The 21,837-nt window shown below is 47.8% G+C and carries 25 protein-coding genes and 1 tRNA gene; 10 read left to right on the top strand and 16 right to left on the bottom strand.

Features of this window, described 5'->3' with window-relative positions:
- On the bottom strand, nucleotides 1-1,665 hold the full coding sequence (gene argS, locus A1sIIB60_RS01240; RefSeq protein ID WP_095688863.1) for an arginine--tRNA ligase: 1,665 nt from the start codon (nucleotides 1,663-1,665) through the stop codon (nucleotides 1-3).
- A 26-nt stretch (nucleotides 1,666-1,691) separates the two neighbouring features.
- The gene (gene xylA, locus A1sIIB60_RS01235; RefSeq protein ID WP_095670710.1) at nucleotides 1,692-2,849 is read right to left on the bottom strand and encodes a xylose isomerase; all 1,158 of its coding nucleotides are present in this window, start codon (nucleotides 2,847-2,849) and stop codon (nucleotides 1,692-1,694) included.
- A 130-nt stretch (nucleotides 2,850-2,979) separates the two neighbouring features.
- Here xylA and A1sIIB60_RS01230 point away from each other — a divergent pair.
- Nucleotides 2,980-3,061, top strand: a tRNA-Leu gene (locus A1sIIB60_RS01230).
- 27 nt (nucleotides 3,062-3,088) lie between these two features.
- Nucleotides 3,089-3,421 (top strand): helix-hairpin-helix domain-containing protein, encoded by a 333-nt coding sequence (locus A1sIIB60_RS01225; RefSeq protein WP_095688862.1) that lies wholly within the window; start codon nucleotides 3,089-3,091, stop codon nucleotides 3,419-3,421.
- A gap of 15 nt (nucleotides 3,422-3,436) precedes the next feature.
- Here A1sIIB60_RS01225 and A1sIIB60_RS01220 read toward each other — a convergent pair whose 3' ends face one another.
- On the bottom strand, nucleotides 3,437-3,703 hold the full coding sequence (locus A1sIIB60_RS01220) for a hypothetical protein (RefSeq protein ID WP_095688861.1): 267 nt from the start codon (nucleotides 3,701-3,703) through the stop codon (nucleotides 3,437-3,439).
- Nucleotides 3,704-3,775: 72 nt separating this feature from the next.
- Nucleotides 3,776-4,537 (bottom strand): bacteriorhodopsin-like, encoded by a 762-nt coding sequence (locus A1sIIB60_RS01215; protein WP_095670707.1) that lies wholly within the window; start codon nucleotides 4,535-4,537, stop codon nucleotides 3,776-3,778.
- A gap of 267 nt (nucleotides 4,538-4,804) precedes the next feature.
- On the opposite strand from A1sIIB60_RS01215, the gene A1sIIB60_RS01205 reads away from it, so the two are divergent.
- Genes A1sIIB60_RS01205 through A1sIIB60_RS01190 form a run of 4 tightly spaced genes read left to right on the top strand, consistent with a single transcriptional unit; the run spans nucleotide 4,805 to nucleotide 9,310 of the window.
- A complete protein-coding gene (locus tag A1sIIB60_RS01205; RefSeq protein WP_095688859.1) occupies nucleotides 4,805-6,025 on the top strand; it encodes an MFS transporter in 1,221 nt (406 codons plus the stop codon).
- 9 nt (nucleotides 6,026-6,034) lie between these two features.
- A complete protein-coding gene (gene trhA / locus A1sIIB60_RS01200) occupies nucleotides 6,035-6,703 on the top strand; it encodes a PAQR family membrane homeostasis protein TrhA (RefSeq protein ID WP_095688858.1) in 669 nt (222 codons plus the stop codon).
- Between the two features lie 46 nt (nucleotides 6,704-6,749).
- A complete protein-coding gene (locus A1sIIB60_RS01195; RefSeq protein ID WP_095688857.1) occupies nucleotides 6,750-7,553 on the top strand; it encodes a hypothetical protein in 804 nt (267 codons plus the stop codon).
- Between the two features lie 5 nt (nucleotides 7,554-7,558).
- Nucleotides 7,559-9,310, top strand: coding sequence for an acyltransferase family protein (locus A1sIIB60_RS01190; protein ID WP_095677081.1), 1,752 nt, complete (start codon nucleotides 7,559-7,561; stop codon nucleotides 9,308-9,310).
- 81 nt (nucleotides 9,311-9,391) lie between these two features.
- On the opposite strand, the gene A1sIIB60_RS07220 is transcribed toward A1sIIB60_RS01190, so the two are convergent.
- The 11 genes from A1sIIB60_RS07220 to A1sIIB60_RS01130 form a co-directional block, all read right to left on the bottom strand.
- Nucleotides 9,392-10,252, bottom strand: a complete 861-nt coding sequence (locus tag A1sIIB60_RS07220; protein WP_150131905.1) for a hypothetical protein — start codon at nucleotides 10,250-10,252, stop codon at nucleotides 9,392-9,394.
- A 61-nt stretch (nucleotides 10,253-10,313) separates the two neighbouring features.
- Complete coding sequence (locus A1sIIB60_RS01175; RefSeq protein WP_095670701.1) at nucleotides 10,314-10,946, bottom strand: XTP/dITP diphosphatase; 633 nt, start codon at nucleotides 10,944-10,946, stop codon at nucleotides 10,314-10,316.
- Between the two features lie 10 nt (nucleotides 10,947-10,956).
- Nucleotides 10,957-11,682, bottom strand: coding sequence for a ribonuclease PH (rph, locus tag A1sIIB60_RS01170; protein ID WP_095677079.1), 726 nt, complete (start codon nucleotides 11,680-11,682; stop codon nucleotides 10,957-10,959).
- 25 nt (nucleotides 11,683-11,707) lie between these two features.
- A complete protein-coding gene (murI, locus tag A1sIIB60_RS01165) occupies nucleotides 11,708-12,511 on the bottom strand; it encodes a glutamate racemase (RefSeq protein ID WP_095670699.1) in 804 nt (267 codons plus the stop codon).
- Nucleotides 12,512-12,535: 24 nt separating this feature from the next.
- Nucleotides 12,536-13,486, bottom strand: coding sequence for a PLP-dependent cysteine synthase family protein (locus A1sIIB60_RS01160; protein ID WP_095677078.1), 951 nt, complete (start codon nucleotides 13,484-13,486; stop codon nucleotides 12,536-12,538).
- A 1-nt stretch (nucleotide 13,487) separates the two neighbouring features.
- Complete coding sequence (locus A1sIIB60_RS01155) at nucleotides 13,488-13,760, bottom strand: MoaD/ThiS family protein (protein ID WP_095670697.1); 273 nt, start codon at nucleotides 13,758-13,760, stop codon at nucleotides 13,488-13,490.
- A gap of 25 nt (nucleotides 13,761-13,785) precedes the next feature.
- Complete coding sequence (locus A1sIIB60_RS01150; RefSeq protein ID WP_095670696.1) at nucleotides 13,786-14,202, bottom strand: M67 family metallopeptidase; 417 nt, start codon at nucleotides 14,200-14,202, stop codon at nucleotides 13,786-13,788.
- 12 nt (nucleotides 14,203-14,214) lie between these two features.
- Nucleotides 14,215-14,769: a DUF2017 domain-containing protein gene (locus tag A1sIIB60_RS01145; RefSeq protein ID WP_095677077.1), complete on the bottom strand. Its 555-nt coding sequence runs from the start codon at nucleotides 14,767-14,769 to the stop codon at nucleotides 14,215-14,217.
- On the bottom strand, nucleotides 14,766-15,062 hold the full coding sequence (clpS, locus tag A1sIIB60_RS01140; protein ID WP_095677076.1) for an ATP-dependent Clp protease adapter ClpS: 297 nt from the start codon (nucleotides 15,060-15,062) through the stop codon (nucleotides 14,766-14,768). The genes A1sIIB60_RS01145 and clpS overlap by 4 nt, the downstream gene beginning before the upstream one ends.
- Nucleotides 15,062-16,831 carry a glycosyl hydrolase family 18 protein gene (locus tag A1sIIB60_RS01135; RefSeq protein WP_095688856.1) on the bottom strand — a complete coding sequence of 590 codons (1,770 nt, stop codon included), beginning with the start codon at nucleotides 16,829-16,831 and terminating at the stop codon, nucleotides 15,062-15,064. Before A1sIIB60_RS01135 ends, clpS begins: the two co-directional genes overlap by 1 nt.
- Nucleotides 16,797-17,084: a DUF3039 domain-containing protein gene (locus A1sIIB60_RS01130; protein WP_095677074.1), complete on the bottom strand. Its 288-nt coding sequence runs from the start codon at nucleotides 17,082-17,084 to the stop codon at nucleotides 16,797-16,799. The genes A1sIIB60_RS01135 and A1sIIB60_RS01130 overlap by 35 nt, the downstream gene beginning before the upstream one ends.
- A gap of 36 nt (nucleotides 17,085-17,120) precedes the next feature.
- On the opposite strand from A1sIIB60_RS01130, the gene argF reads away from it, so the two are divergent.
- Genes argF through A1sIIB60_RS01110 form a run of 4 tightly spaced genes read left to right on the top strand, consistent with a single transcriptional unit; the run spans nucleotide 17,121 to nucleotide 20,883 of the window.
- Nucleotides 17,121-18,059, top strand: coding sequence for an ornithine carbamoyltransferase (gene argF, locus A1sIIB60_RS01125; RefSeq protein ID WP_095688855.1), 939 nt, complete (start codon nucleotides 17,121-17,123; stop codon nucleotides 18,057-18,059).
- Between the two features lie 21 nt (nucleotides 18,060-18,080).
- Entirely contained in the window at nucleotides 18,081-19,217 is a 1,137-nt protein-coding gene (locus A1sIIB60_RS01120; RefSeq protein ID WP_095688854.1) for a Re/Si-specific NAD(P)(+) transhydrogenase subunit alpha, read from the top strand.
- Nucleotides 19,217-19,510: an NAD(P) transhydrogenase subunit alpha part 2 gene (locus A1sIIB60_RS01115; RefSeq protein WP_095670689.1), complete on the top strand. Its 294-nt coding sequence runs from the start codon at nucleotides 19,217-19,219 to the stop codon at nucleotides 19,508-19,510. Before A1sIIB60_RS01120 ends, A1sIIB60_RS01115 begins: the two co-directional genes overlap by 1 nt.
- Entirely contained in the window at nucleotides 19,507-20,883 is a 1,377-nt protein-coding gene (locus tag A1sIIB60_RS01110; RefSeq protein ID WP_095688853.1) for an NAD(P)(+) transhydrogenase (Re/Si-specific) subunit beta, read from the top strand. The genes A1sIIB60_RS01115 and A1sIIB60_RS01110 overlap by 4 nt, the downstream gene beginning before the upstream one ends.
- Before the next feature lie 23 nt (nucleotides 20,884-20,906).
- Here A1sIIB60_RS01110 and trhO read toward each other — a convergent pair whose 3' ends face one another.
- Nucleotides 20,907-21,815, bottom strand: a complete 909-nt coding sequence (gene trhO, locus A1sIIB60_RS01105; protein ID WP_095688852.1) for an oxygen-dependent tRNA uridine(34) hydroxylase TrhO — start codon at nucleotides 21,813-21,815, stop codon at nucleotides 20,907-20,909.
- Nucleotides 21,816-21,837 lie beyond the last annotated feature (22 nt).

Here is a 21,837-nt window from a genome sequence, read left to right as displayed (position 1 = left end):
CTACATCCGCTCCGGCGCGCTCACGCCAAGTAAGAGAAGACCATTCTTCAGTACTTGCAGAGTTGCCGCACATAAATTAAGTCGGGCGCTATGTAGCGCAGTTGCTGGCTCATCCCCCATCGGCAAGACACGGCAATCGGCGTAGAAGCCGTGATAAACGCCAGCAAGTTCTTCTAGGTATCGCGCGATGCGATGTGGTTCGCGGAGTTCGGCAGCACCTGCCACGATTCGTGGGAATTCGGCGAGCGACCCAAGAAGTTCGTTCTCGCGATCATGGGAAAGTTGTGCGGGATCAAAGTTATCTAAACCGCTTGCGATATTTAACTCGGCAGCGTTGCGCAGAACAGCAGCAATACGCGCGTGGGCATACTGCACGTAATAAACCGGATTTTCATTGGTGTTGCGCTTCAAGATATCGAGATCCATAACCATCGGAGTATCAACTGGGTAGCGAATCAGCGTGTAACGGGCTGCATCAACGCCAACTTTTTCAACAAGTTCTTCCAGAGTAATAATTGTTCCTGCGCGCTTGGAAAGTTTTACTTCCTCTCCGCCTTCCATGATCTTGACCAACTGACCGATCAGGACATCGATGTTGTATTCAGGGTTATCGCCAGCGCATGCTGCAGTTGCCTTAAGGCGATGGATATAGCCGTGGTGATCTGCGCCGAGCATGTAGATACAGATATCGAAACCGCGTTCGCGCTTATTGATGTAATAAGCGGTATCTGATGAGAAGTAAGTTAGATCGCCATTGGCCTTTAGCAGTACCCGATCTTTGTCATCGCCAAAGTCAGTTGTTCGCAGCCAGGTTGCACCATCTAATTCAAAGACATGTCCTTGGGCGCGTAACTTATCTAGACCGTGTTCGACGCTTCCACCATCGTGCAAGCTGCGCTCTGAGAACCAGACATCGAAATGAGTGTTAAAGGTATCTAGAACTCGTTGCTGATCTTTAAGCTGCAACTTGTAGGCAGCTTCCCGGAATGCAACAAAGCGTGGTTCGCCCTCTAATTTAATTATCTCTGGGTTCTCAGCCAGAACTTGCTTAGCTAAATCTGCGATGTATTCACCTTGGTAACCATCTTCGGGAATTGGTTGGCCAAGGGCTGCAGCTTGCACAGATTGTCCAAAGAGATCCATCTGATTTCCGCGGTCATTTATATAAAATTCGCGAACTACTTCTGCTCCTGCAGCGCTTAGAACGCGACCAAGTGCATCGCCAACTGCTGCCCAACGAGTGTGCCCTAAGTGAAGTGGGCCAGTTGGATTGGCAGAGATAAATTCCAGGTTGATCTTTACGCCCGCAAGCGCGCTGCCTTTTCCATAACTTTCTTTAGCGCTCAAAATTGTGCGCACTAAATCGGCCTGGCTGGCGCGATTTAATTTGATGTTGATAAAGCCAGGACCTGCAATATCAACGGAGGAAACTTCAGGTAGCTTTTCTAAATCTTTCTTAAGTAACTCTGCGACTTCGCGCGGGTTCTTTCCGGCAGGTTTTGCCAGTTGCAGCGCGATAGAAGATGCGTAATCACCGTGGTCGCGATTCTTTGGTCGCTCCAAAGGGATATTGGCAGGAACGGTTCCGATCAAATCTCCACGCTCAATGGCGTGCGAGATCGCTGCCTGAATTTGGGCAGCTAGTAGATTCGAATGTGAACTCACAGGGCAAGGTTACCCTGCGCAGCGAATTACTTTCCGAACCCCATTAGGTGCTCAAGAGCGAGCTGATTAAGGGCTTCGTACTGATAACCACGTGCGCCGGCTGCTTCAACATCGAATGAATCTTTAGAAAGATCCTTCCAACTTTCACCAGCGCCCATAGTGTTTTCAGTAAGCCCTGGAATGTTGGAATCTTTCTGTGCAGCGATAACGCGTGGATCGTTGCGATAGGCAGTTGCGCGATCTTTTAGCGCTAAATATGTGCGCATATTTGCTGTCGCAGAATCCCAAACGCCCTTGTCATCTTCGGTGCGACCTGGCTTGTAATCAAAGTGCTTTGGACCGTCGTACTTGTAGCGCTCAAGCAGTTCAACAAGGAAGAACGCTGACTTTAGATCGCCATGGCCAAATACCAAATCTTGATCGAACTTTGGACCGTGCTGACCATTTAGATCAATATGGAATAACTTCTTCTGCCAGAGCGCCTGAGCGATTCCGTGAACGAAGTTAAGTCCCGCCATTTGTTCGTGGCCAACTTCTGGGTTAAGTCCAACGAGTTCTGGGTGATCAAGAGTGTAGATAAATGCAAGTGCGTGGCCAATTGTTGGCAAGAAGATATCGCCACGTGGTTCGTTTGGCTTTGGTTCGATTGCAAATTTAATCTTGTAACCATTATCTAGAACATATTGGCTAAGCACGTTAAATGCTTCGCGCATGCGCTCGTGTGCAACATAGGCATCCTTTGCTGCATCTGATTCAGCGCCTTCGCGTCCGCCCCAGCAAACATAAGTATGCGCACCGAGTTCGACAGCGAGTTCGATATTGCGCATCGCTTTGCGAAGTGCGTAACGACGAATATCGCGATCATTACTTGTAAATGCGCCATCTTTAAATACTGGATGTGAGAAGAGGTTGGTTGTTGCCATTGGAACTTGCATTCCAGTTTCAGCAAGCGCCTTCTTAAAGCGATCGATATGTCCACGACGAGATGCATCGTCGCTTCCGAATGGAATCAAATCATCATCATGGAATGTAACTCCATATGCGCCGCGTGCTGCGAGTTCATTTACTGTACGAACCGGGTCGAGCGCACCACGCGTGGCATCACCAAATGGATCGCGCGCTTGCCAGCCGACGGTCCAGAGTCCGAAGGTGAACTTATCTGCTGGGGTTGGAGTCAATGACATGTAACTTCCTCACTTCTTCGCTGCATGAGCGCGCTGTACGGGCGAAAACCCGAAATTTTGTATAAGGCGAACTTACCTCTAACCTATGTTCCAGTACATGAGTTTTTTGTAACATTCTCATGACGCTCCAGCGGGAGTGGTGAAATGGCAGACACGCAAGTCTTAGGAACTTGTGCTCCGGCGTGCGGGTTCAAGTCCCGCCTCCCGCACCAGAATTATGTATAGGGTTTGTTTTCATAATGGCTAAACAATCTCCAGCAAAGATAAAGAAGCTGCGGGGCGAAGCTATGCGCGCAGCCGCCCAACGCAAGGCTGAAAAAGCGCAGAACCGATCTGCTGGAAATAAGAGTGAAGTTGATTTAGATGCCTACGCCGCAGTTGATGGCGCTTGGCGCGAACTTGGATTGGCCGCCCCAGCCCGCAGAGCGTTAATTGATGAGGGTCTTTACAAGGTAAGTGATTTAAGAAAATACTCGCTAGATGCCATAAAGGATTTGCATGGCATGGGACCAAATGCGATTCGGATATTGATTACCGCGATGAAGAAGAGCGATATTTCTTTCCGTAAATAACTTGGAAACTATGGACTAGTTAGTGATTGCCCAAGCAACTAAGACTCCACCAATTACGCCGAGCGCCACCATTACTTCGCGCTTTGCCAGAAATCCATGAGCGCCCTTTATAAAGGTTAGAGCCAGCGCGATAAATCCCGGAATGAAAACCGCTGCGCTATTTACCAAAACTCCATCTTTACCTGTTTGGTAGCGCAAATTAATTAGCCCGATAGCGAAGAGTAGATAGCTCGCCATTCGGTAATTATTGAGCGCGTACTTTGAGATGGGTGCATTTGTCATGTATCTATCCTACAAATATTAAAGGGGCGCCGGTTTCCCGACGCCCCTCTAATTTTAACTATTTACAGACGATTAGTGATCGTCCTTCATGCCTTCAGCCATTGACTTCATGCGAGCGATCTTCAAGATTGTTAGACCGAATACGCACTTAGCTAGAACGTCAGCGATTGTGTAACCAACCTGTACGCCAACGAACTGATCTGCTGATGCCATACCTTCGCCCATACCAAGAATGTATGAAACTGGGTATACGCCCCATGTCGCGATAAGAAGGAGACGCAAGCGACCAACGGTTGCTGCAACGCCTTCTGGCTGGCGATCAAGTGACTTACCAAGCTCTACGAACAAGACATAGAGGATGTAGAGGAATGGAAGTGTTGAAAGAACACCGTAAAGGATCTGTGTGTTCTGGTCGTTTGAGATTTCACCTGGGTAGCCAAGTGCGATCATCGCAGCTGATGCTGGAACCAAACGCATGATGAGTGACTTTGAAACTTCCTTTGCAAGTGCAAGCACTGCAATTACTTCAACAAGAAGTAGAGGAACAGTTAGTAGCCAGTCAACATAACGGTATGCCTCATTGAATGCACCCTGGTCTCCAGAAACCTTAACTGCCATTCCTTCAGATGATTCTGAGAATGAGTTAAAGATTCTCCAGTAGTGGTAGCCAGCAATGAATGTAACCATTGATGACATAACGAGAGCGTTGCGGTACTTAGGCAGTACGCGAGCCTGTGAAACAAGGGTATAAATTGTGCAAGCAAGCATTGAAACAAGTCCAAACGAGAATACGTTATAGACCAGGTTCCACTGATTTGCGGTTAGGGTTAACATGTAAATAAGCCTCCATGGGGTGCTTAATACTTCAAGAACCATTCGGCCCTAGAAGCCAGTGCTAAATCGATGAAGTCCTCGAGGAACCACATCCACTCACTCTGGTAGGTAATAGTGTGAACCTGCTGCGAGCGATTTGCATCAATACTCGGCGGTATTTTTGAGGTTTTTTCTAGAAAATTCGGAAAATCACGCTCAATTTGGACCTTAACTGGGGCAATCACCCGAACAACTACTCCCCAGCCCCCTCCCAGTTAGTCTTGCCAGATGCGCCGCGAGCTACAAGACCTTCACTCCCATCCGGGCTTTACCGCCTTGGCCGCTTCGCGCTTTATCTCGAATGTGGGAAATGGCATCTCGCCAGTTGCTCTGGCCTTTGGGGTCTTAGCTCTGCCGGGTGCGACAGCAAAAGATCTAAGCATCGTGATGGCCGCGCGTATGTTTCCAATGATCGCCCTGATGTTATTTGGCGGAGTAGTTGGAGATCGTTTTAAACGTAACCGAATTGTCGGTGGGGCCGATGTTATTGGAAGCGCATTTGCAGCAATTAGCGCTATCTCTTTAATTGTTAATAGCTCCAGTGTTTTACTTTTAGCGTTAATGGGCGCGCTCTTTGGAATTTTAAATGCGCTCTGGTGGCCAGCAATGTCAGGAGTACTTCCAGAGGTTTTACCGAAAGAGAAGTTGCAGCACGGCAACGCAGTAATCGCGCTAACTACAAATATTGGTTATGTGGCGGGTGCACTTTTAGGTGGAGTTTTAGTTACCGCATTTGGATCTGGTTGGGCGCTCTTGGTAGATGCCATCTCTTTCTTCATCGCTGGGATTATTGTCTGGAATCTCGATCTGCCAACTATCGTTCGCGAAAATGCGAATACAGTTTTCCAAGATTTAAAGTCAGGCTGGCGCGAATTTATCTCTCGGTCTTGGGTTGTGACTGTTGTAGTTGCTTTTGCAATAATCAACTTGGCCTACGAATCTTTATTGCAAATTCTGGGACCTCTGAACTTCTCGAAGTTCGATAACGGTCCGCAATTCTGGTCATTTAACCTCGCGGCGCTCACAACTGGAATGCTGATTGGGAGCGTGATTTCGCTAAAAGTTCACTTCGGGCGCCCTCTGCTCTTTGCTATGTTGATTATTTCAGCGACCGCAATTTGGGATTTCTCACTTGCACTCAGCACGCCTCTTTGGATTTCGCTGATCTGCGCATTTCTTGCCGGAATCGCGATCGATATCTTTATGGTTGTTTGGAATACTTCACTGCAATCTCATATCCCAGAAGAGTCTTACTCACGCGTTGTGGCATACGACGCTTTTGGCTCCTTTGGTTTATCACCCCTGGGAATCGCAGCTGCTGGACCACTAGCGGAACTTTTTGGAGTTAGCACAATGCTCTACATCACTGGAGCGTTAACTTTGACCGCAGCTCTTGCCGCGCTCTCCGTTAAATCGGTGCGAGACCTAAAACTCGTCCGCAAGGCGTAGTGTTGATACATGGGTAAAGAAGCGAGCGAGCGCGAGAAGTTAGCGGCAGTACCCCCACCAAAGTTACGTGGCTGGTTTCACCTGGCTGCGACCCCTGTAGTAATTATCGCTTCTCTAGTTTTATTCATATTAAGTAAGAACTCGCTTAAATTTGCCGTTGCACTCTATTCAATCACCGCGATTATGCTCTTTAGCGTTTCGGCGATCTACCATCGCGTTCCTTGGTCACCGGCAAAGAAGAAGATTTGGCGTCGTTGGGATCATGCCAACATCAATTTGTTGATCGCCGGTTCTTACACGCCCTTTGCGGTAACGCTTCTTCACGGAAACGATCAAATAATCTTGCTCAGCGTTGTCTGGATCGGCGCGCTATTGGGCGTTGCACTGCGCATCTTCTGGGTTGGCGCGCCCCGTTGGTTATACGTCGCCAACTATCTTCTTCTGGGCTGGGTTGCCATCATCTATACGCCGCAGCTATATAAAGAAGGTGGCCTCTGGGTTCTGCTTCCCATAATCATTGGCGGATTGCTCTATTCAATTGGAGCGATCTTCTATGCGCTAAAGCGCCCGGGGCGAACCGCAAAATACTTTGGTTTCCACGAGCTTTTCCATATTTTCGTGCTTGCCGCATGGGTCTCGCAGTACCTCGCCGTCTCCTTCGCGATATACCGCGACTAAATCACCCCACTTTTAAACTTTCCACCCTTTGCCCTAATCTAGGCACATGGCTGAGAAAAACTCGTTCCTTAATTGGGTTGGATTTAAAGAGAGTGAAAGCGCTACTCCAAGTTCGGTAGAGCGCATCCGCGAACTCGAATCACAACTCAACGACCTGCGCTCACGTCGCGATATCACTTCCTTAAGTAAGGAAGAGTTTGAAATTCTCGCGACCGAAACTGCGATGTCGATGATCAAGTCAGCGCAAGCTCGCGAATCAAAAGCTTATGCATCTTCAGAGCGCGTTGTTCTTGAAGCAACTCGTCAGGCGAAAGATGCCATCGAAGGCGCCGAAACTAAAGCGCGCACAATTTTATCTGGCGCTGAAGCTCGTGGACGTAAGTACATCACTGCGGCAGAAGCAGAAGCGGCAGAAAGACTTTCTTCAGTCGAACGTGAAGCGCAAGGAATCTTTGACGAGAAGCGTCGCGAAGCAGCAGCGCTTGCTCAAGCAGCGCGTCGCGAAGGTGAGCGGATCATTACAGAAGCTACTGGTGAAGTCGCTGAATATCGCCAATGGTTAAGTGGCGTTATCGCTGAAGCAGAGCGCCTCTACAAAATTCAGACCCAATCCTTAGTTTCAGCAGAACAAGCGATCGCACAGAGCCGTACTCGCTTAGATTCAGCATTTGAAAGACTTGCCAATCTTCATAAGAGCGTAAATGAAAATTTAAATGCAGATAACTCGGTGATTGATACTGGTCCAAAGAAGGTAATTAGTCAGCGAACCAAGCCAGCACTTGCTGCACCGGCTAAGAAGTCTGCACCTAAAAAGAGCGCTGCCAAGAAAAAACCTGCCAAGCGTCGGTAATTAATATGGCTACCAAACGCGGTATCCAGTACATCCCTGCAATTGATGGTCTGCGCGCTGTCGCAGTAATTGCGGTAATGCTCTATCACCTCGGTATCGAATGGATACCTGGTGGATTTCTTGGAGTAGATCTCTTCTTTGTTATCTCAGGTTATGTAATTACTCGCCTACTTCTTGATTCAATTCAGCAGCGCGGTGGTTTAGATCTGCGCGATTTTTATATGGCGCGAATTCGCCGATTGCTTCCACCACTTCTATTTATGTTGATTGTGACCTCAGTTGTCGTTGGATTGTGGGCGCCAGATACAACGAAGAAATTCTTAACCGATGCCCCGTTCTCGATCTTCGGCGGCATGAACTGGTGGCTCGTCTTTAACGAGCAGGATTACTTTGAAAGCAGTGGACGTCCACCACTTCTTCAACACACGTGGTCGCTGGCAGTTGAGGCCCAGTTCTACTTAATCTGGCCGTTAATTCTGCTCTTGGTACTGCGCTTCTTCGGTAAGAAATTGATTTCCATTGCAGCGCTAGTTATTGCGATGACTTCCGGAATTGTTTTGATGTTAGTTTCTTTCCAAGTAGATGCCTCAAATACTTCAAAGGTAAGCCATATCTACTTTGGTACCGATACCCACAGCATCGGCCTCTTCTTAGGTGCAGCGCTTGCTGTTAGTTGGATCCCCCAGAATTTCCGTCCTGAAGTTAGCCGCAGAGCGCAAGATTTCATCGACGGTATAGGTGTCTTTGGTTTTGTAGGAATCTTGGCCACTTTCTTACTTATCGATGAATCAAATCCCGCTCTTTACCGAATCGCTTTTCCATTAGCCGGAATCTTTGGCACTGCAATTCTGATTTCGATTGTGCACCCGGCATCTCGCTTTGCGCCACTTTTACGTAATCGCGTTCTCCTTTGGATTGGTGAGCGCTCATATGCAATCTATTTGTGGCACTGGGTAATCTTTCAAATCTCACGCCCACAAGTTGATCTAGATGGAGAAGATTGGGCGCTCTTTACCCTGCGCATCTTGGTTGTACTCGCCTTAGCCGATATCTCTTTACGCCTAGTCGAACTACCCATTAGAAGCGGCGCAGTTGCCTATTGGTTTAAGGGAATGAAGTACCGCACTCCATATGTGCGCAAAAGGCAGAAAATTGGTGTTTGGTTGATCTCATCATTGATCCTGCTTCTCTCTGCAACTGTCTCTGTTAACGCTTTAGTCGAAATTGACAATAAGAATAAAGATTTAGCGCAGCTACTTAAAGATGCCAGTAAACCAATCACGGCGGTCGTAGATAGCTCTGAACCTGGCCTATGGGTAACAGGAGATTCGGTAATTCTAGGAATTAGATCTGAGATCGAAGATAAGTACCCAATTGCGCTTATTAATGCGCGGGTTGGTCGCCAAGCCGCCGAGCTACTTGATGTGATGAAGGTTGATGGTCCAAAGGTTTTAAACTCCACTGTTATCTTCAATCTTGGTAATAACAATGCGCTAACCCGTGATCAAGTAGTCGAGATCTTTGAAACTGTTAAATCTGCACCAAAAGCGATTGTTGTAAATACAGCAGTTCCACGGCCTTGGAAAGAGGGTAATAACGCTTTGATTAGCGAAGTCGCAACTAACTATCCAAATATCTCAGTAATTCCTTGGGATCAGATATCTCAAGGCCGCACCGAGTACTTCGCTCCTGATGGCGTGCACCTAGTGCCAGCCGGTGTTCGCGCCTATGTAGCAGCTATCGAAACTCAACTCTAGTAATACTTTAGTAATAGGGATAAAAAATAACCCCCACCGAATTGGTGAGGGTTATTTTCTCCAGTAATTATTTGATTGGAATTATTCGAACTGACCTGCAAATCCAAATGCCTTGGCAGTTGCGATCTGACCATCTGAGTACATTGATGAAACTCGGAATGATGTTGAACCATCAGTTGAACCCTTTGTGAATTCAATTGAGAGTTGATCTGCTGGAAGCACACCTGATTCTCTCCATTCGCCCATTCCTGAACGAACTTCAAACTTATAACCAGTTAGACCAGCAGTTGCTGCTGGCGCCTTCCAAGTAATAACCATTACTGATTTAGATGAATCTTTCCAGTTTCCAATAAAGCGACCTGGCGCTTCAACTGCTGCGACTGCTTCACCATTTGTTGCTGGTTCGCTCGCTTCAGGTGTTGCCTCTTCAGACATCTCTGGCGCTGCTGACTCAGAAGCTGTTGCTGTTGCTGATGGAACTGGTGCAACGTCATCACCGTCTGATGCAGGACGTGAGATAACAACGATTGCAAGAAGTGCGATACCGATAATTGCTGCGATCAAAACACGTGGTGAAGTGGATTGCTTTGGCGCTGCACTTGGCTTAGCCGCTGGTGCTGGCTTAGCAACTGGTGTTGTAGAAACATTTACAGCAGATGGACGTCTTACGCCACCAACCGGAACTGGAGGAATTACTAAACTATTTGCAGAAGATGACTTCTTCGCAGCAGATTTCTTAACCGCGCTCTTCTTACGTGCAGGGGCCTTCTTCGCTGCCTTCTTTACAACCTTTTTGGCAGCGGCCTTCTTCTTCGCAGGCGCTTTCTTGGCAACCTTCTTAGCGGCAGCCTTCTTCTTCGCTGGAGCCTTCTTCGCTACCTTCTTAACAACTTTTTTAGCTGCGGCCTTCTTCTTAGCCGGTGCTTTCTTCTTAACTGCCACGATGTGACTCCTTTGAAAATTGGAAACGATCAGGGTTTGAACTAACTCGTATAGGCCAAGTTTAGCCTAGGGAGTTGAGCAAATTGATGACATGAGGTGCGATAGCGCGGAGTGATTTTCCGCGATGGCTTATCGCATCCTTCTCCTCCGCGCTCATTTGTGCGCTAGATATTGAATAACCATCGGGGCGGAAAATTGGATCGTAGCCAAATCCCTGATCCCCAATCGGCTCACGCAGAATCCAACCTTCGAACTTTCCTTCTTCTACATGGGTTCGGCCATCTGGCAAGGCAAGGGCAGCAACGCAAGTGAAGTGCGCGCTGCGCTTCTCATCTGGAACATCTGCAAGTGAGGCCAATACCTTTGCAGTGTTTGCTTTGTCATCACCGTGGCTTCCCGCCCAGCGAGCCGAGAAAATTCCGGGATCACCGTTTAAGTAATCAACACAAAGCCCGCTGTCATCTGCGATCGCCGGAATTCCCGATGCTTCACACATCTCGCGCGCTTTTAACAGAGCATTCTCTTCAAAGGTTGAACCGGTTTCATCAACATCATGAAGGTTAGGAAATTGATCGAGGCCAACTAATTCAATCTGTCCTGCAGCAATATCTTCCAGGATGCGACGAAACTCTTCGATCTTGCCTTTATTGCGCGTAGCCAGAAGTAATTTATGGGGAGTTTGGTTAGAACTCACTTGAATAAATTCACTTTGCTAAGGCAGCCTTCTGTATTTCACCGAGTTCAACACAGCCAGCGACTGCGAGATCAAGAAGTGAATCAAGTAAGTTGCGATCAAATGGCACACCTTCTGCAGTTCCCTGAACTTCAATGAAGCGTCCATCTCCACTGCAGACCACATTCATATCGGTATCTGCACGAACATCTTCTTCGTAGCAAAGATCGAGCATTGGAACGCCATCAATAATTCCGACCGAGACTGCAGCAACAGAATCGCTAAGTGGTTTTGAATCTGCCTTGATATGGCCTTGTGACTTAGCCCAAGAAATTGCATCGGCCAGTGCTACATAAGCACCGGTAATTGCAGCGGTGCGTGTTCCACCATCTGCTTGCAGAACATCGCAGTCGATAACAATTGTATTTTCGCCAAGTTCCTTCATATCTACAATCGCACGAAGTGAACGACCGACAAGGCGCGAAATTTCTTGAGTACGTCCGCCGAGCTTGCCCTTAACGCTTTCGCGATCAGAACGGGTATGAGTTGCACGTGGCAACATCGCATATTCCGAAGTTACCCAACCCTTACCGGAATCCTTCAACCAACGTGGAACACCTGGAGTAAATGAGGCGACGCAGAGAACGCGAGTCTTTCCAAATTCAACGAGCACTGAACCTTCGGCATGATCTAACCACTTGCGAGTGATTTTAATTTCGCGAAGTTGGTCATTACTTCTTCCGTCGTTGCGTGCCATGTACTTCCATTCTATTTATTTGGATTTATTTGAGGCTATTTATATGTTGAACAGAACCCACTTCAGGTCCTAAGAATCGACGGGCTAGAACTTCAAAGGCGGCCGAGTCCCCTGTAGCTAAAAAACGATGTGTTGCCGGCGTAGAAGAAGGTGCGCGAAGTAATGAGTTTTCAACCAGAGTTCTATAGAGATCTTTTGCAGTCTCTTCGGCGCTAGATACAAGTGAGACGTTATTGCCCATTACATAGGAGATAACGCCGGTTAATAGCGGATAGTGAGTGCAACCTAAAACCAAGGTGTCGACATCGGCATCCATTACTGGCTTCAAATATTCGCGAGCGACCTTGGTAATTGCTTCGCCAGAAGTTTCACCGCGCTCTACAAACTCCACAAATAGTGGGCAGGCGATAGAAGTTATCTCTAACTGTGGAGCAGCTGCGAACGCATCTAGGTAAGCCTTTGAATCAATAGTTGCACGTGTACCAATTACACCGATGCGACCAGTTCGACTTGCTGCAACTGCGCGGCGTACCGCAGGTTGAATCACTTCAATTACTGGAACGGAGTAACGCTCACGCGCATCACGTAACATCGCAGCACTTGCGGTATTGCAGGCAATTACCAAAGCTTTTACGCCTTGCTCAACTAGATAGTCGAGGGTTTCCAATGCAAAGGTACGAACTTCAGCTAACGGTCTTGGGCCGTATGGACCGCGCGCGGTATCACCAACATAGAGCGTAGATTCATTTGGAAGTTGGTCGAGAATTGCACGTGCGACGGTTAAACCGCCGACTCCTGAATCGAATATTCCGATTGGTGCATCGCTCACAGGGCAAGACTACCGCCTCGCACCTTAAGCCCAGAGCGTGCCGTCGAGCCCTTCGGTTGCTTCTTCTATCTTTGAACCATAAATACCAGTTGAAAGATATTTCCAGCCCGCATCACAGACGATAAATGCAATATCTGCATCGCGTCCTGCAGCAAGGGCTTCATTAGCCATCGCGATCGCTGCATGCAAAATTGCACCCGTTGATATACCGGCGAAAATTCCTTCGACTTCCAACAGCTCGCGCACGCGACGAACTGAATCTTCTGCACCTACTGAAAAGCGACGAGTCAGAACAGATGAGTCATATAGCTCTGGAACAAAGCCTTCATCAATATTTCTTAGCCCGTAAACAACTTCTCCGTAACGTGGTTCTGCCGCGATGATTTGAACATCAGGGTTCTGCTCGCGTAGATAGCGACCTGCGCCCATCAAAGTTCCGGTTGTTCCAAGTCCTGCCACAAAGTGCGTAACAGTTGGTAGATCTTTAAATATTTCCGGACCAGTGCCTTCGTAATGCGCCTTGGTATTTGCTGGGTTTCCATATTGATAGAGAAAAACCCATTCAGGATTTTGCGCCGCTAACTCTTTGGCAACGCGCACCGCTTCGTTAGAACCTCCGGCAGCAGGAGATGAAATTATCTTTGCGCCCCACATTTCAAGGAGTTGGCGACGCTCTGGACTTGTGTTCTCTGGCATTACACAAATTAATTTATAACCACGCACCTTTGCCGCCATCGCAAGTGAGATTCCGGTGTTACCGCTTGTTGGTTCCAAGATTGTGGCACCAGGTTTTAACTGGCCGCTCTTTTCAGCTTCGTTAATCATAGAAATCGCTGTTCGATCTTTAATCGATCCCGTTGGGTTGCGATCTTCCATCTTTGCCCAGAGGCGAACATTTGGCGCAGGAGAAAGTCGAGGTAGACCGATTAGCGGAGTATTTCCTACCGATGCCTCAAGTGATTCGTAACGCGACAATTTAACCGCCAGCGACAGCAGGAAGAATCGTTACTGAATCACCATCTTTAACTGGCGCTTCTAAACTTCCGAGAAAGCGCACATCTTCATCATTTACATAGATATTAATAAAGCGGCGAAGCGCACCATTTTCAAGGAGTCGATCGCCAATTCCTGGATATTGCGCATCGAGATCTGAGATAACCGCGCTAAGCGTTGTACCGGTTGCAGTTACTGCTTTTTGATCCTTGGTAAATGGACGAAGAATTGTTGGGATACGTACATCGATGCTCATGCCCTTATTATGGCCAAGATTTGCGTTAATCGGTAATTGAAACTTCTTCCTCGGTTACAACTCCATCGATTATTCGGAAAGAACGGAATTCAATTGCAGGTGCAATCTCTTTGCGACTAGAGACCAAAACATAGTGCGCACCAGGTTCGCCGGCATATGCGATATCCGTGCGGGATGGAAAGGCTTCGGTCTCAGTGTGTGAGTGATAAATGACGACAATTTCCTCATCGTTATCGTCTACTTCACGATAGAGCGCCAATAAATCCTTTGGATCAAATTCGTAGAAAGTTGGTGAGTGCGCCGCATTAATCATCGGCTTTAGCCGTTCTGGCGAGCCCTTACCAATTGGCCCAAGAATTACGCCACAGCATTCATCTGGATATTCAGCACGAGATTGCTCAATAATTGCATCAACGAAAGCTCTAGAAATAGTTAGTGACATAAGAGTCGTATCCTAACTCTCATCCATAAGGGCTGCTAACAAACCTTCTTGCAACCATCCGAGCCATCCATAAACAATATAGACGCCACGAAGTGGATCATCAGGTGCTAGAAGTTCTAACTCATCGCTAGTGCGTTCTTGAACATTTAAGCGAACGCCAAGCGCTAAGCGAATATCGTTAACTGCGCCTAACCATGCGTTAGCGCTATCGTGATCGAGATCTACCGTTCCATCTTTAGCGCTCTTTAAATACATCCGCATCGCCATGGCATGGGCCTGCTTCTTATTGCGAAGAGTTGATTCGGTATATCTACGAAACTCTGCCGAATCCACTTGATCTTGATAAGCATTAGGCAAGAGGCGATGCAGAACTTCATCTTCAGGTGGCGCATCGTGCGATGTTATGCCGACCATCGCGGCAAGTGGATCTTCATGTCCATGGTCTACGCGTTCGGCAAGTAGTTCAATGATTTGTTCGGCTAAATTAATTAAAATCTCGCGTTCATTCTCAGCAAATTCAGCGACGTAAGAATTGCTGCCGTGGCGTTTGAATCCTTCTGAAGTCATAGCGCCTGGTCTCCGCGTTGCAACGTTGCCCAGAGCCCATATTCATGAAGCCGAGCCACATCGTGCTCCATCTCTTCACGACTTCCTGTTGAAACAATCGCTTTGCCTTCAGTGTGCACTTTCATCATTAACTCGTGGGCTTTCTCTTTAGAGAAACCAAAGAGCTCCATCAAAACGTAAGTTACATAGGTCATGAGATTTACTGGGTCATCCCAAACGATGGTTACCCATGGAGTATCGCCAGAGAAGATTGCACGAATCTGCTCTTCGATATGAGTATCAGTCTTAACCATCACCGGATAATGATAGAGAACTCTGGAGCAGCTACCTGACGCCAAAGTTGATCGCCTTCGACAATTATTTGATAGCGCGCTACCTGTCGCGGTTCTTTCTCTAAGGCAAAGGCAAAGACGCCTTGTTCGTTGGTGGTTGCGATCGCAACCTTCTTCCATGCACCCGCGCTAAATTTCATTAGCGAGACTTGAGCACCAGCACTTCTTGGGCGAACTACCCCATCGATTGCAAATGAAGAATTGGCTTTTACCGAGCCGGGAGCCGAAATAGAAATTGTGCGATCAATCAATATTGAGATCTCATTGCTCAAGGATTCTGCGCGCTCCCATGTGCCATCAGTTGCAATACGGATGGAGGTTGCCTTGCCTAAGAGAATTGGTGTTGTAAATCTTCCATCTACGCCAGTTACTGCTGTGCCAAGTACGCGCCAAGTCGCATCGTTTGCGCTCTTGCCTTCAATGCGAAGTGGAAGGTTAGCGGCCGGTGATTTATCTTCTAAGTTCAATTGCGCAGATATCGAAACTGAATTTCCATAGAGCGCCGCAGTCTTATCCACCGTCAAGGCGCTAACAACTTTTACTGGTGAGATGCCGAGTGCAGTCTGGCGAATCGCTTCCATGGCAAGTGGCTCTTCCATGCCCAAAGTCCAAGCGGTAACGCCACCTAATTTATATTTAGCAACTAGCTCGCTTCTTAACTTATAGCTCTGTGCATTCTGATACCAAGCCGTGCGCGTTGCAGTACAAATTGTGGAGCGCCCGTCTGCAGTGGTTCCTTCATAAGACTTTGTATAAGTAAATGTTGCTTCGCCAAATTTTGCATCAAATACTGGTGTTACTTGGTAACTTGCTGCAAGTGCTGCAGCATCACGCATCACAAAAGTTGCAGCCTTTGCGCCAACTTTTATCGCATTTGCAAAAGGTGCAGGACACACGCCTTCGACCTTGGTTACCCAGTCACGGCCGTAACCTGCAAGACCGAGATAAACCTTTGACGCCGGCATAATTGAAGCGGCATAGGCAACTGTTTTCTCTGTCCAAGCAAGCGGCCCGATTGGACCAACTTTAGAAACAGAATAGTCATAGGTCATGATTCTTAAACGATCAATAAATGGAGCGATCTGCGGCCAGGCGTAAACCGTGTAGCCCTTCTGTTTTTCGGCAGGGTTAAAGTTGTAAGGAGTTGAAACCGAAAGCAATTTATTATTTGCGCGCAATAACCCTGACAACTCCTTAACTAAAGCAACCCAAGATGGCGCGGTCTTTGCCCAAGTGGTATTTCCATCAACAAATGCGAAACCTTCAAAATCTAGATCAATACCATCGAAGTTATTAGCCATCACATAGTCATTTAACGTTTTGGCAATTTGGGTTCTGCTCGTTGGATTGGCAAGCAAATTGGATAGAACTAACTTATCTGTCCCGTCGGTGATTGTTGGAATAATCTGAAAACCGGCGGCACGCATTGCAGCAAGCGGAGTTGCAATTGGAATACTTGGATTACCACTGACATATAGATCGCTGACATACGCTGATTTAGTCTTTCCGTTGTATTTCAAGGTGTACCAAAATGGCATTACCTCTTTAATTAAATCTGCGTTATTTAGCGCAGCCGGTAGCGAGGTCTTCATTGAGTAGTAAGGAATCCACCCCGTTAAGATTTTGCGAGGCTGATTAGCGCTATGTGCTTGCGGTGAAAAAACAACGCTTAGAGCGAATACAACGACTAAAGATTTACTTGTCAGGCGTTTTACGCGGGAGGCCGTCATAGATTTCTTTACAGACTGGACAGACTGGATATTTCTCAGGATCGCGTGATGGGATCCATTTCTTGCCGCAGAGCGCTCGTACCGCTTTACCGGTAACCGCTGATTCGACGATCTTTTCCTTCTTTACATAGTGCGCAAAGCGATCGTGGCCCCCATCATCTTCTTGAAGCCGTTCATCTTGTTGATTTTGGGGACGGGTAAGAAGATCAGTATCTCCCTCTAAATCAGGAGAGTTCTTACGGAAAATACCCATGTCCGAAAGGATAGTGGCAGCAGGTAGAATTTGAAGATGAAGGACTTGCTGCGCACGGCTGATTTATCGCGAGCCGATGTTGATTTGCTGCTAAACACTGCAGCCGAATTCGCCAAGAACCCACTTCGTTCTCAGGATTGTCTAAAGAACAAATCCGTTGCGATTTATATGACAAAGCCTTCAACTCGTACTCGCCTCTCATCTGAAACAGCAGTTGCCCACCTTGGCGGTACTCCAATATTTATTCGCGGAGATGAACTGCAATTAGGACGCGGTGAAACTATTGCCGATACCGCAAAGATAATTAGCGGATATTGCGATGCTTTGATCATTAGAACATTTGCGCAATCTGATGTCGATGAACTTGGAGCCAACGCTTCAATTCCTGTAATCAATGCGCTAACTGATGACGATCATCCAACTCAGTTGCTTGCTGACTGGTTAACGATCCGCGAAACATTTGGAAGCGATATCAAAGATCGAAAATTTGTTTACCTCGGCGATGGAAACAATATGTCTCATGCCTGGTTAACGATGGGCGCAATTATGGGCGCACATGTTGTTGCTGCAACGCCTGATGGAAAATGGGCGCCAAGTCCTGATGTAGTTGAGCAAGCGAAAAAGATCGCTGAAAAAACTGGTGCAAAGATTGAAGTAACTAACGATCCCGAGGCAGCATCTAAGGGTGCAAGCGTTTTATATACCGATGTTTGGATGTCTATGGGAGATCCCGAGGCAGAGCGCGCAGAGAAAATTAAGGTGCTAGCACCATTTGCTGTTACAGATAATTTGATGGCACTGACCGAAAAAGATTCAGTCTTCATGCACTGCTTGCCAGCGCACCGCGGTGAAGAAGTAGCAGCTTCCGTGATCGATGGGCCGAAGTCGGTCATTTGGCGCGAGGCCTATCACCGCCGCACAACTATTCAAGCCCTGCTCTATCACCTCACCCGCGGAGAACTCGCAGGTAATTAGATCAGCAAGTATGGTTTGTCCATGCGTGTAGCCGTCCCATTAGAAGTTAAAACTGGAGAAAAGCGCGTAGCGCTAGTTCCTGACATCATCAACAAGTTAACTCGCCTCGGATATGAAGTAGTTATCCAATCAGGCGCAGGAGATAACTCGCAGGGTACCGATGCTGCATATGCCGCTGCGGGTGCCTCTGTAGTTAAAGGCGATGTCCTTGCCGGAGCAGATGTTGTTCTCTCTGTTCAGCCGCTAACACCAGCGCAGATGGCAACGCTAAAGAGTGGTGCAGTCACAATTTCATTCCTATCTAATGTCACCGCCGTAGATTCAATTGAGGCTGCAATCAAAGCTGGCGTCACCGCATTTTCACTCGAATTAGTTCCACGTATCTCACGCGCTCAATCAATGGATGCGCTTACTTCACAAGCTTTGTGCGCTGGATATCGCGCAGTTCTTGTTGGCGCAGAGATGTCACCACGATTCTTCCCACTCTTGATGACTGCAGCCGGAACCGTTACACCTGCACAGGTCTTAGTTCTCGGAGCAGGCGTTGCAGGTCTACAAGCGATTGCAACTGCTCGTCGCTTGGGCGCAGTTGTCTCTGCATACGATGTTCGTCCATCTTCAGCTGATGAAGTTAAATCAATGGGTGCAACATTTATCCAACTCGAACTTGAATCACTCGAAGGCGCTGGCGGTTATGCGCGCGAGATGACAGAAGAACGCGCTGCAAAGCAACGCGAACTTCTAACTCCTTACATCGCAAAGTCACATGTTGTTATTACAACTGCTGCAGTTCCTGGTCGCACTGCGCCGCGTTTGATGACGCAAGCGATGATCGATGCCATGGAACCTGGCACAGTAATTGTTGATTTAGCTGCCGAGACTGGTGGAAACGTAGAAGGTTCAAAGCCTGGCGAAGTAGTTGTTACCAGCGGCGGAGTTCGCATTTGGGGCGGTAAAGATGTACCGAGCCAACTGCCATTCCACGCCTCAAGTTTGTACTCACGAAATGTCGTTAACTTGTTAACTTTGATGACGACTGGAACAAAAGATGACGCACCAGTTGCGCTAAATCTCGACTTTGCAGACGAAATAATTAATGCATCGGCGGTTACTCATGGTGGCCAGCGACGCGACCCAAGTGCAGGAGGAGCCAAGTGATGGATGCAATGGCGATCGTCTCAATCTTCGTACTAGCAGTATTTGTGGGATTTGAAGTTGTTTCAAAGGTTTCCTCAACACTTCACACACCTCTTATGTCAGGTGCCAACGCGATTCACGGCGTTATCTTGGTCGGTGCGATCATCGTCGCCGATCACAGCAAAACAACGCTCGAACTATCTCTCTCTGTAGTCGCGATAATCCTTGCAACTATCAACATGATTGGTGGCTTTGTCGTTACCGATCGCATGCTCGAAATGTTTAAGGGAAATAAGAAGGGAGCAGATAAATGAACCGCACTATGTATGACTTAATCGGTCTCGCCGCTGGCGTCTGCTTCATCCTTGCTCTCAAAGGTTTATCTCACCCAAAGACTGCCCGTCGTGGAAATCTAATCGGTGCACTCGGCGCAACGATTGCAACCTTGGTTGTCTTTGCCTATAACGCACCACTTAATAACCTTGGTTGGATCATCGGTGCAATCGCAGTCGGTTCGCTAATTGGTGTGCCGGCAGCGCGCAAGGTTCAGATGACTCAGATGCCACAACTGGTTGCGTTATTTAATGGTGTTGGCGGCGGTGCCGCAGCGCTCGTTGCAATTGTTGAATATCTTGCCCTTGGCGCTGACGCTTCAACAGCAGTCGTTATCTTTACCGTCTTCACCGTAGTAGTTGGTTGCGTCTCTTTCAGCGGTTCGATCATTACCTTCTTGAAGTTGCAAGAGTTAATGACAACGCGTCCAGTTGTTTTCCCTGGTGGAAGATTTGTAATTGCCGCAACGCTAGCCGCAGTATTCGGAGTTTCAGGTTGGGTTGTAGTTGAACTCGGCACTACTCCGCTCTTGGTTTTAGCGGCACTTTCACTGCTATTCGGTGTTCTCTTCGTGCTTCCAGTTGGTGGCGCAGATGTGCCGATCGTTATCTCGCTACTTAACGCCTTTACTGGTCTAACAGTTGCAGCAAGCGGATATGTTCTTGATTCAACTCTTTTGATCATTGCGGGAACACTCGTTGGCGCATCCGGAACAATATTGACGCGCTTGATGGCCGATGCGATGGGACGTTCGCTCTTTGGAACTCTCTTCGGTGCATTTACTGCCAAGCCACAAGATGTATCTGCTGCTGGCGAAGAACGTCCAGTGCGTTCTGGTTCACCGGATGACGTAGCTATTCTTCTTAACTACGCACGTCGCGTGGTTATCGTTCCTGGTTTCGGTTTAGCTGTTGCACAAGCACAGCACACCGTGCGCGAACTCGCTGATTTGATGATCTCTAAGGGCATCGATGTTGCCTACGGAATCCACCCAGTTGCAGGTCGTATGCCAGGACATATGAACGTACTTCTCGCTGAAGCAAATGTTCCTTACGATCAATTGGCTGAAATGGATGAAGTAAACCCAACCTTCGGTCAGACAGATGTTGCGATCGTTATCGGCGCAAACGACGTCGTTAACCCAGCAGCGCAGACAACACCTGGTTGCCCAATTTACGGAATGCCTATCTTGGAAGTTTCTAACGCTGCAAATGTTATTTTCTTGAAGCGTTCAATGCGTCCAGGCTTTGCGGGAATTGAGAACGAACTTCTCTATGATCCAAAGACGATGTTGCTCTTTGGTGATGCGAAGGCTTCGCTAACCAAAGTTGTTAGCGCGCTCAAGGCGCTTTAAACAAAACTCTTTAATTAAAAGAGTTAGCCAACCATCTCGGAGTCGCGCACTTTAGATTGATCGTGCGTGCACTTGGTGCTTGCAGGCAGGTCGTTGCAAGAATCGCAGAGCAGAATCAGTTCGTGGCAGGTCTTAGTGCGGCAATTGCGGAAGATCTTGCTAGGCGCCTGGCAGATCTCGCACTCACCGATGACCTTGGTCTTAGTTGAGAAATCGATCGCCATACGTGAATCAAAGGTGTAGAGCGAGCCTTCCCAGAGGCCATCGTCAGCAAACTTCTCACCATATTTAACGATTCCGCCATCGATTTGGTAAACCTCTTTAAAGCCACGGTTCTTCATAACAACTGACAAGATTTCGCAGCGGATTCCGCCGGTGCAGTAAGTAACGACTGGCTTTTCCTTCAAGTGGTCGTACTTTCCACTTTCAATCTCGCGCACGAAATCACGTGAGGTATCAACATCAGGAACAATTGCGTTTTTAAACTTGCCGATCTTGGCCTCAAATTGATTGCGACCATCGAAGAAGACAACGTCATCGCCGCGTTCTTTAACTAGCTCGTGAACTTGTTCTGGGCGAAGATGCTGACCTCCGCCGACAACGCCCTTTTCATCAACTTTAATTTCATCAGGGTTATCGAATGCGACGAGTTCTTTCTTCACTGCAACGTAGAGTTTTGGGAATTCATTGCCGGTGCCTTGCGACCATTTAAATCCGATCTTCTTAAAGCCCGGATACTTCTTTGTGTACTTCACATATTTGCGAAGATCATCAATATCGCCACCGACGGTTCCGTTGATACCTGCTGGAGAAATCAAAATGCGGCCCTTTAGGTTTAGCGCTTCACAGAGATTTTTCTGCCAGAGTTGAATCGCGACAGGGTCAGCTATGGGTGTGAAGCCATAGTACAAAAGGACTTTCTGCGGATTCATAAGCACATTCTAACTCTTCCAG

Origin of the sequence: Candidatus Planktophila lacus (assembly GCF_002288385.1) — a bacterium.
GTDB classification, from domain to species: Bacteria; Actinomycetota; Actinomycetes; order Nanopelagicales; family Nanopelagicaceae; genus Planktophila; species Planktophila lacus_D.
The sequence above is the reverse complement of the archived record's forward strand: the minus strand, read 5'-3'. Positions and strand labels throughout refer to the sequence as shown.

What these genes read in the sequence shown, in the direction of transcription:
- xylA (WP_095670710.1), bottom strand. Translation starts at nt 2,849, where the DNA reads ATGTCATTGACTCCAACCCCAGCAGATAAGTTCACCTTCGGACTCTGG.
- A1sIIB60_RS01225 (WP_095688862.1), top strand. Translation starts at nt 3,089, where the DNA reads ATGGCTAAACAATCTCCAGCAAAGATAAAGAAGCTGCGGGGCGAAGCT.
- A1sIIB60_RS01220 (WP_095688861.1), bottom strand. Translation starts at nt 3,703, where the DNA reads ATGACAAATGCACCCATCTCAAAGTACGCGCTCAATAATTACCGAATG.
- A1sIIB60_RS01215 (WP_095670707.1), bottom strand. Translation starts at nt 4,537, where the DNA reads ATGTTAACCCTAACCGCAAATCAGTGGAACCTGGTCTATAACGTATTC.
- A1sIIB60_RS01205 (WP_095688859.1), top strand. Translation starts at nt 4,805, where the DNA reads ATGCGCCGCGAGCTACAAGACCTTCACTCCCATCCGGGCTTTACCGCC.
- trhA (WP_095688858.1), top strand. Translation starts at nt 6,035, where the DNA reads ATGGGTAAAGAAGCGAGCGAGCGCGAGAAGTTAGCGGCAGTACCCCCA.
- A1sIIB60_RS01195 (WP_095688857.1), top strand. Translation starts at nt 6,750, where the DNA reads ATGGCTGAGAAAAACTCGTTCCTTAATTGGGTTGGATTTAAAGAGAGT.
- A1sIIB60_RS01190 (WP_095677081.1), top strand. Translation starts at nt 7,559, where the DNA reads ATGGCTACCAAACGCGGTATCCAGTACATCCCTGCAATTGATGGTCTG.
- rph (WP_095677079.1), bottom strand. Translation starts at nt 11,682, where the DNA reads ATGGCACGCAACGACGGAAGAAGTAATGACCAACTTCGCGAAATTAAA.
- A1sIIB60_RS01155 (WP_095670697.1), bottom strand. Translation starts at nt 13,760, where the DNA reads ATGAGCATCGATGTACGTATCCCAACAATTCTTCGTCCATTTACCAAG.
- A1sIIB60_RS01150 (WP_095670696.1), bottom strand. Translation starts at nt 14,202, where the DNA reads ATGTCACTAACTATTTCTAGAGCTTTCGTTGATGCAATTATTGAGCAA.
- A1sIIB60_RS01145 (WP_095677077.1), bottom strand. Translation starts at nt 14,769, where the DNA reads ATGACTTCAGAAGGATTCAAACGCCACGGCAGCAATTCTTACGTCGCT.
- clpS (WP_095677076.1), bottom strand. Translation starts at nt 15,062, where the DNA reads ATGGTTAAGACTGATACTCATATCGAAGAGCAGATTCGTGCAATCTTC.
- A1sIIB60_RS01135 (WP_095688856.1), bottom strand. Translation starts at nt 16,831, where the DNA reads ATGACGGCCTCCCGCGTAAAACGCCTGACAAGTAAATCTTTAGTCGTT.
- A1sIIB60_RS01130 (WP_095677074.1), bottom strand. Translation starts at nt 17,084, where the DNA reads ATGGGTATTTTCCGTAAGAACTCTCCTGATTTAGAGGGAGATACTGAT.
- argF (WP_095688855.1), top strand. Translation starts at nt 17,121, where the DNA reads ATGAAGGACTTGCTGCGCACGGCTGATTTATCGCGAGCCGATGTTGAT.
- A1sIIB60_RS01120 (WP_095688854.1), top strand. Translation starts at nt 18,081, where the DNA reads ATGCGTGTAGCCGTCCCATTAGAAGTTAAAACTGGAGAAAAGCGCGTA.
- A1sIIB60_RS01115 (WP_095670689.1), top strand. Translation starts at nt 19,217, where the DNA reads ATGGATGCAATGGCGATCGTCTCAATCTTCGTACTAGCAGTATTTGTG.
- A1sIIB60_RS01110 (WP_095688853.1), top strand. Translation starts at nt 19,507, where the DNA reads ATGAACCGCACTATGTATGACTTAATCGGTCTCGCCGCTGGCGTCTGC.
- trhO (WP_095688852.1), bottom strand. Translation starts at nt 21,815, where the DNA reads ATGAATCCGCAGAAAGTCCTTTTGTACTATGGCTTCACACCCATAGCT.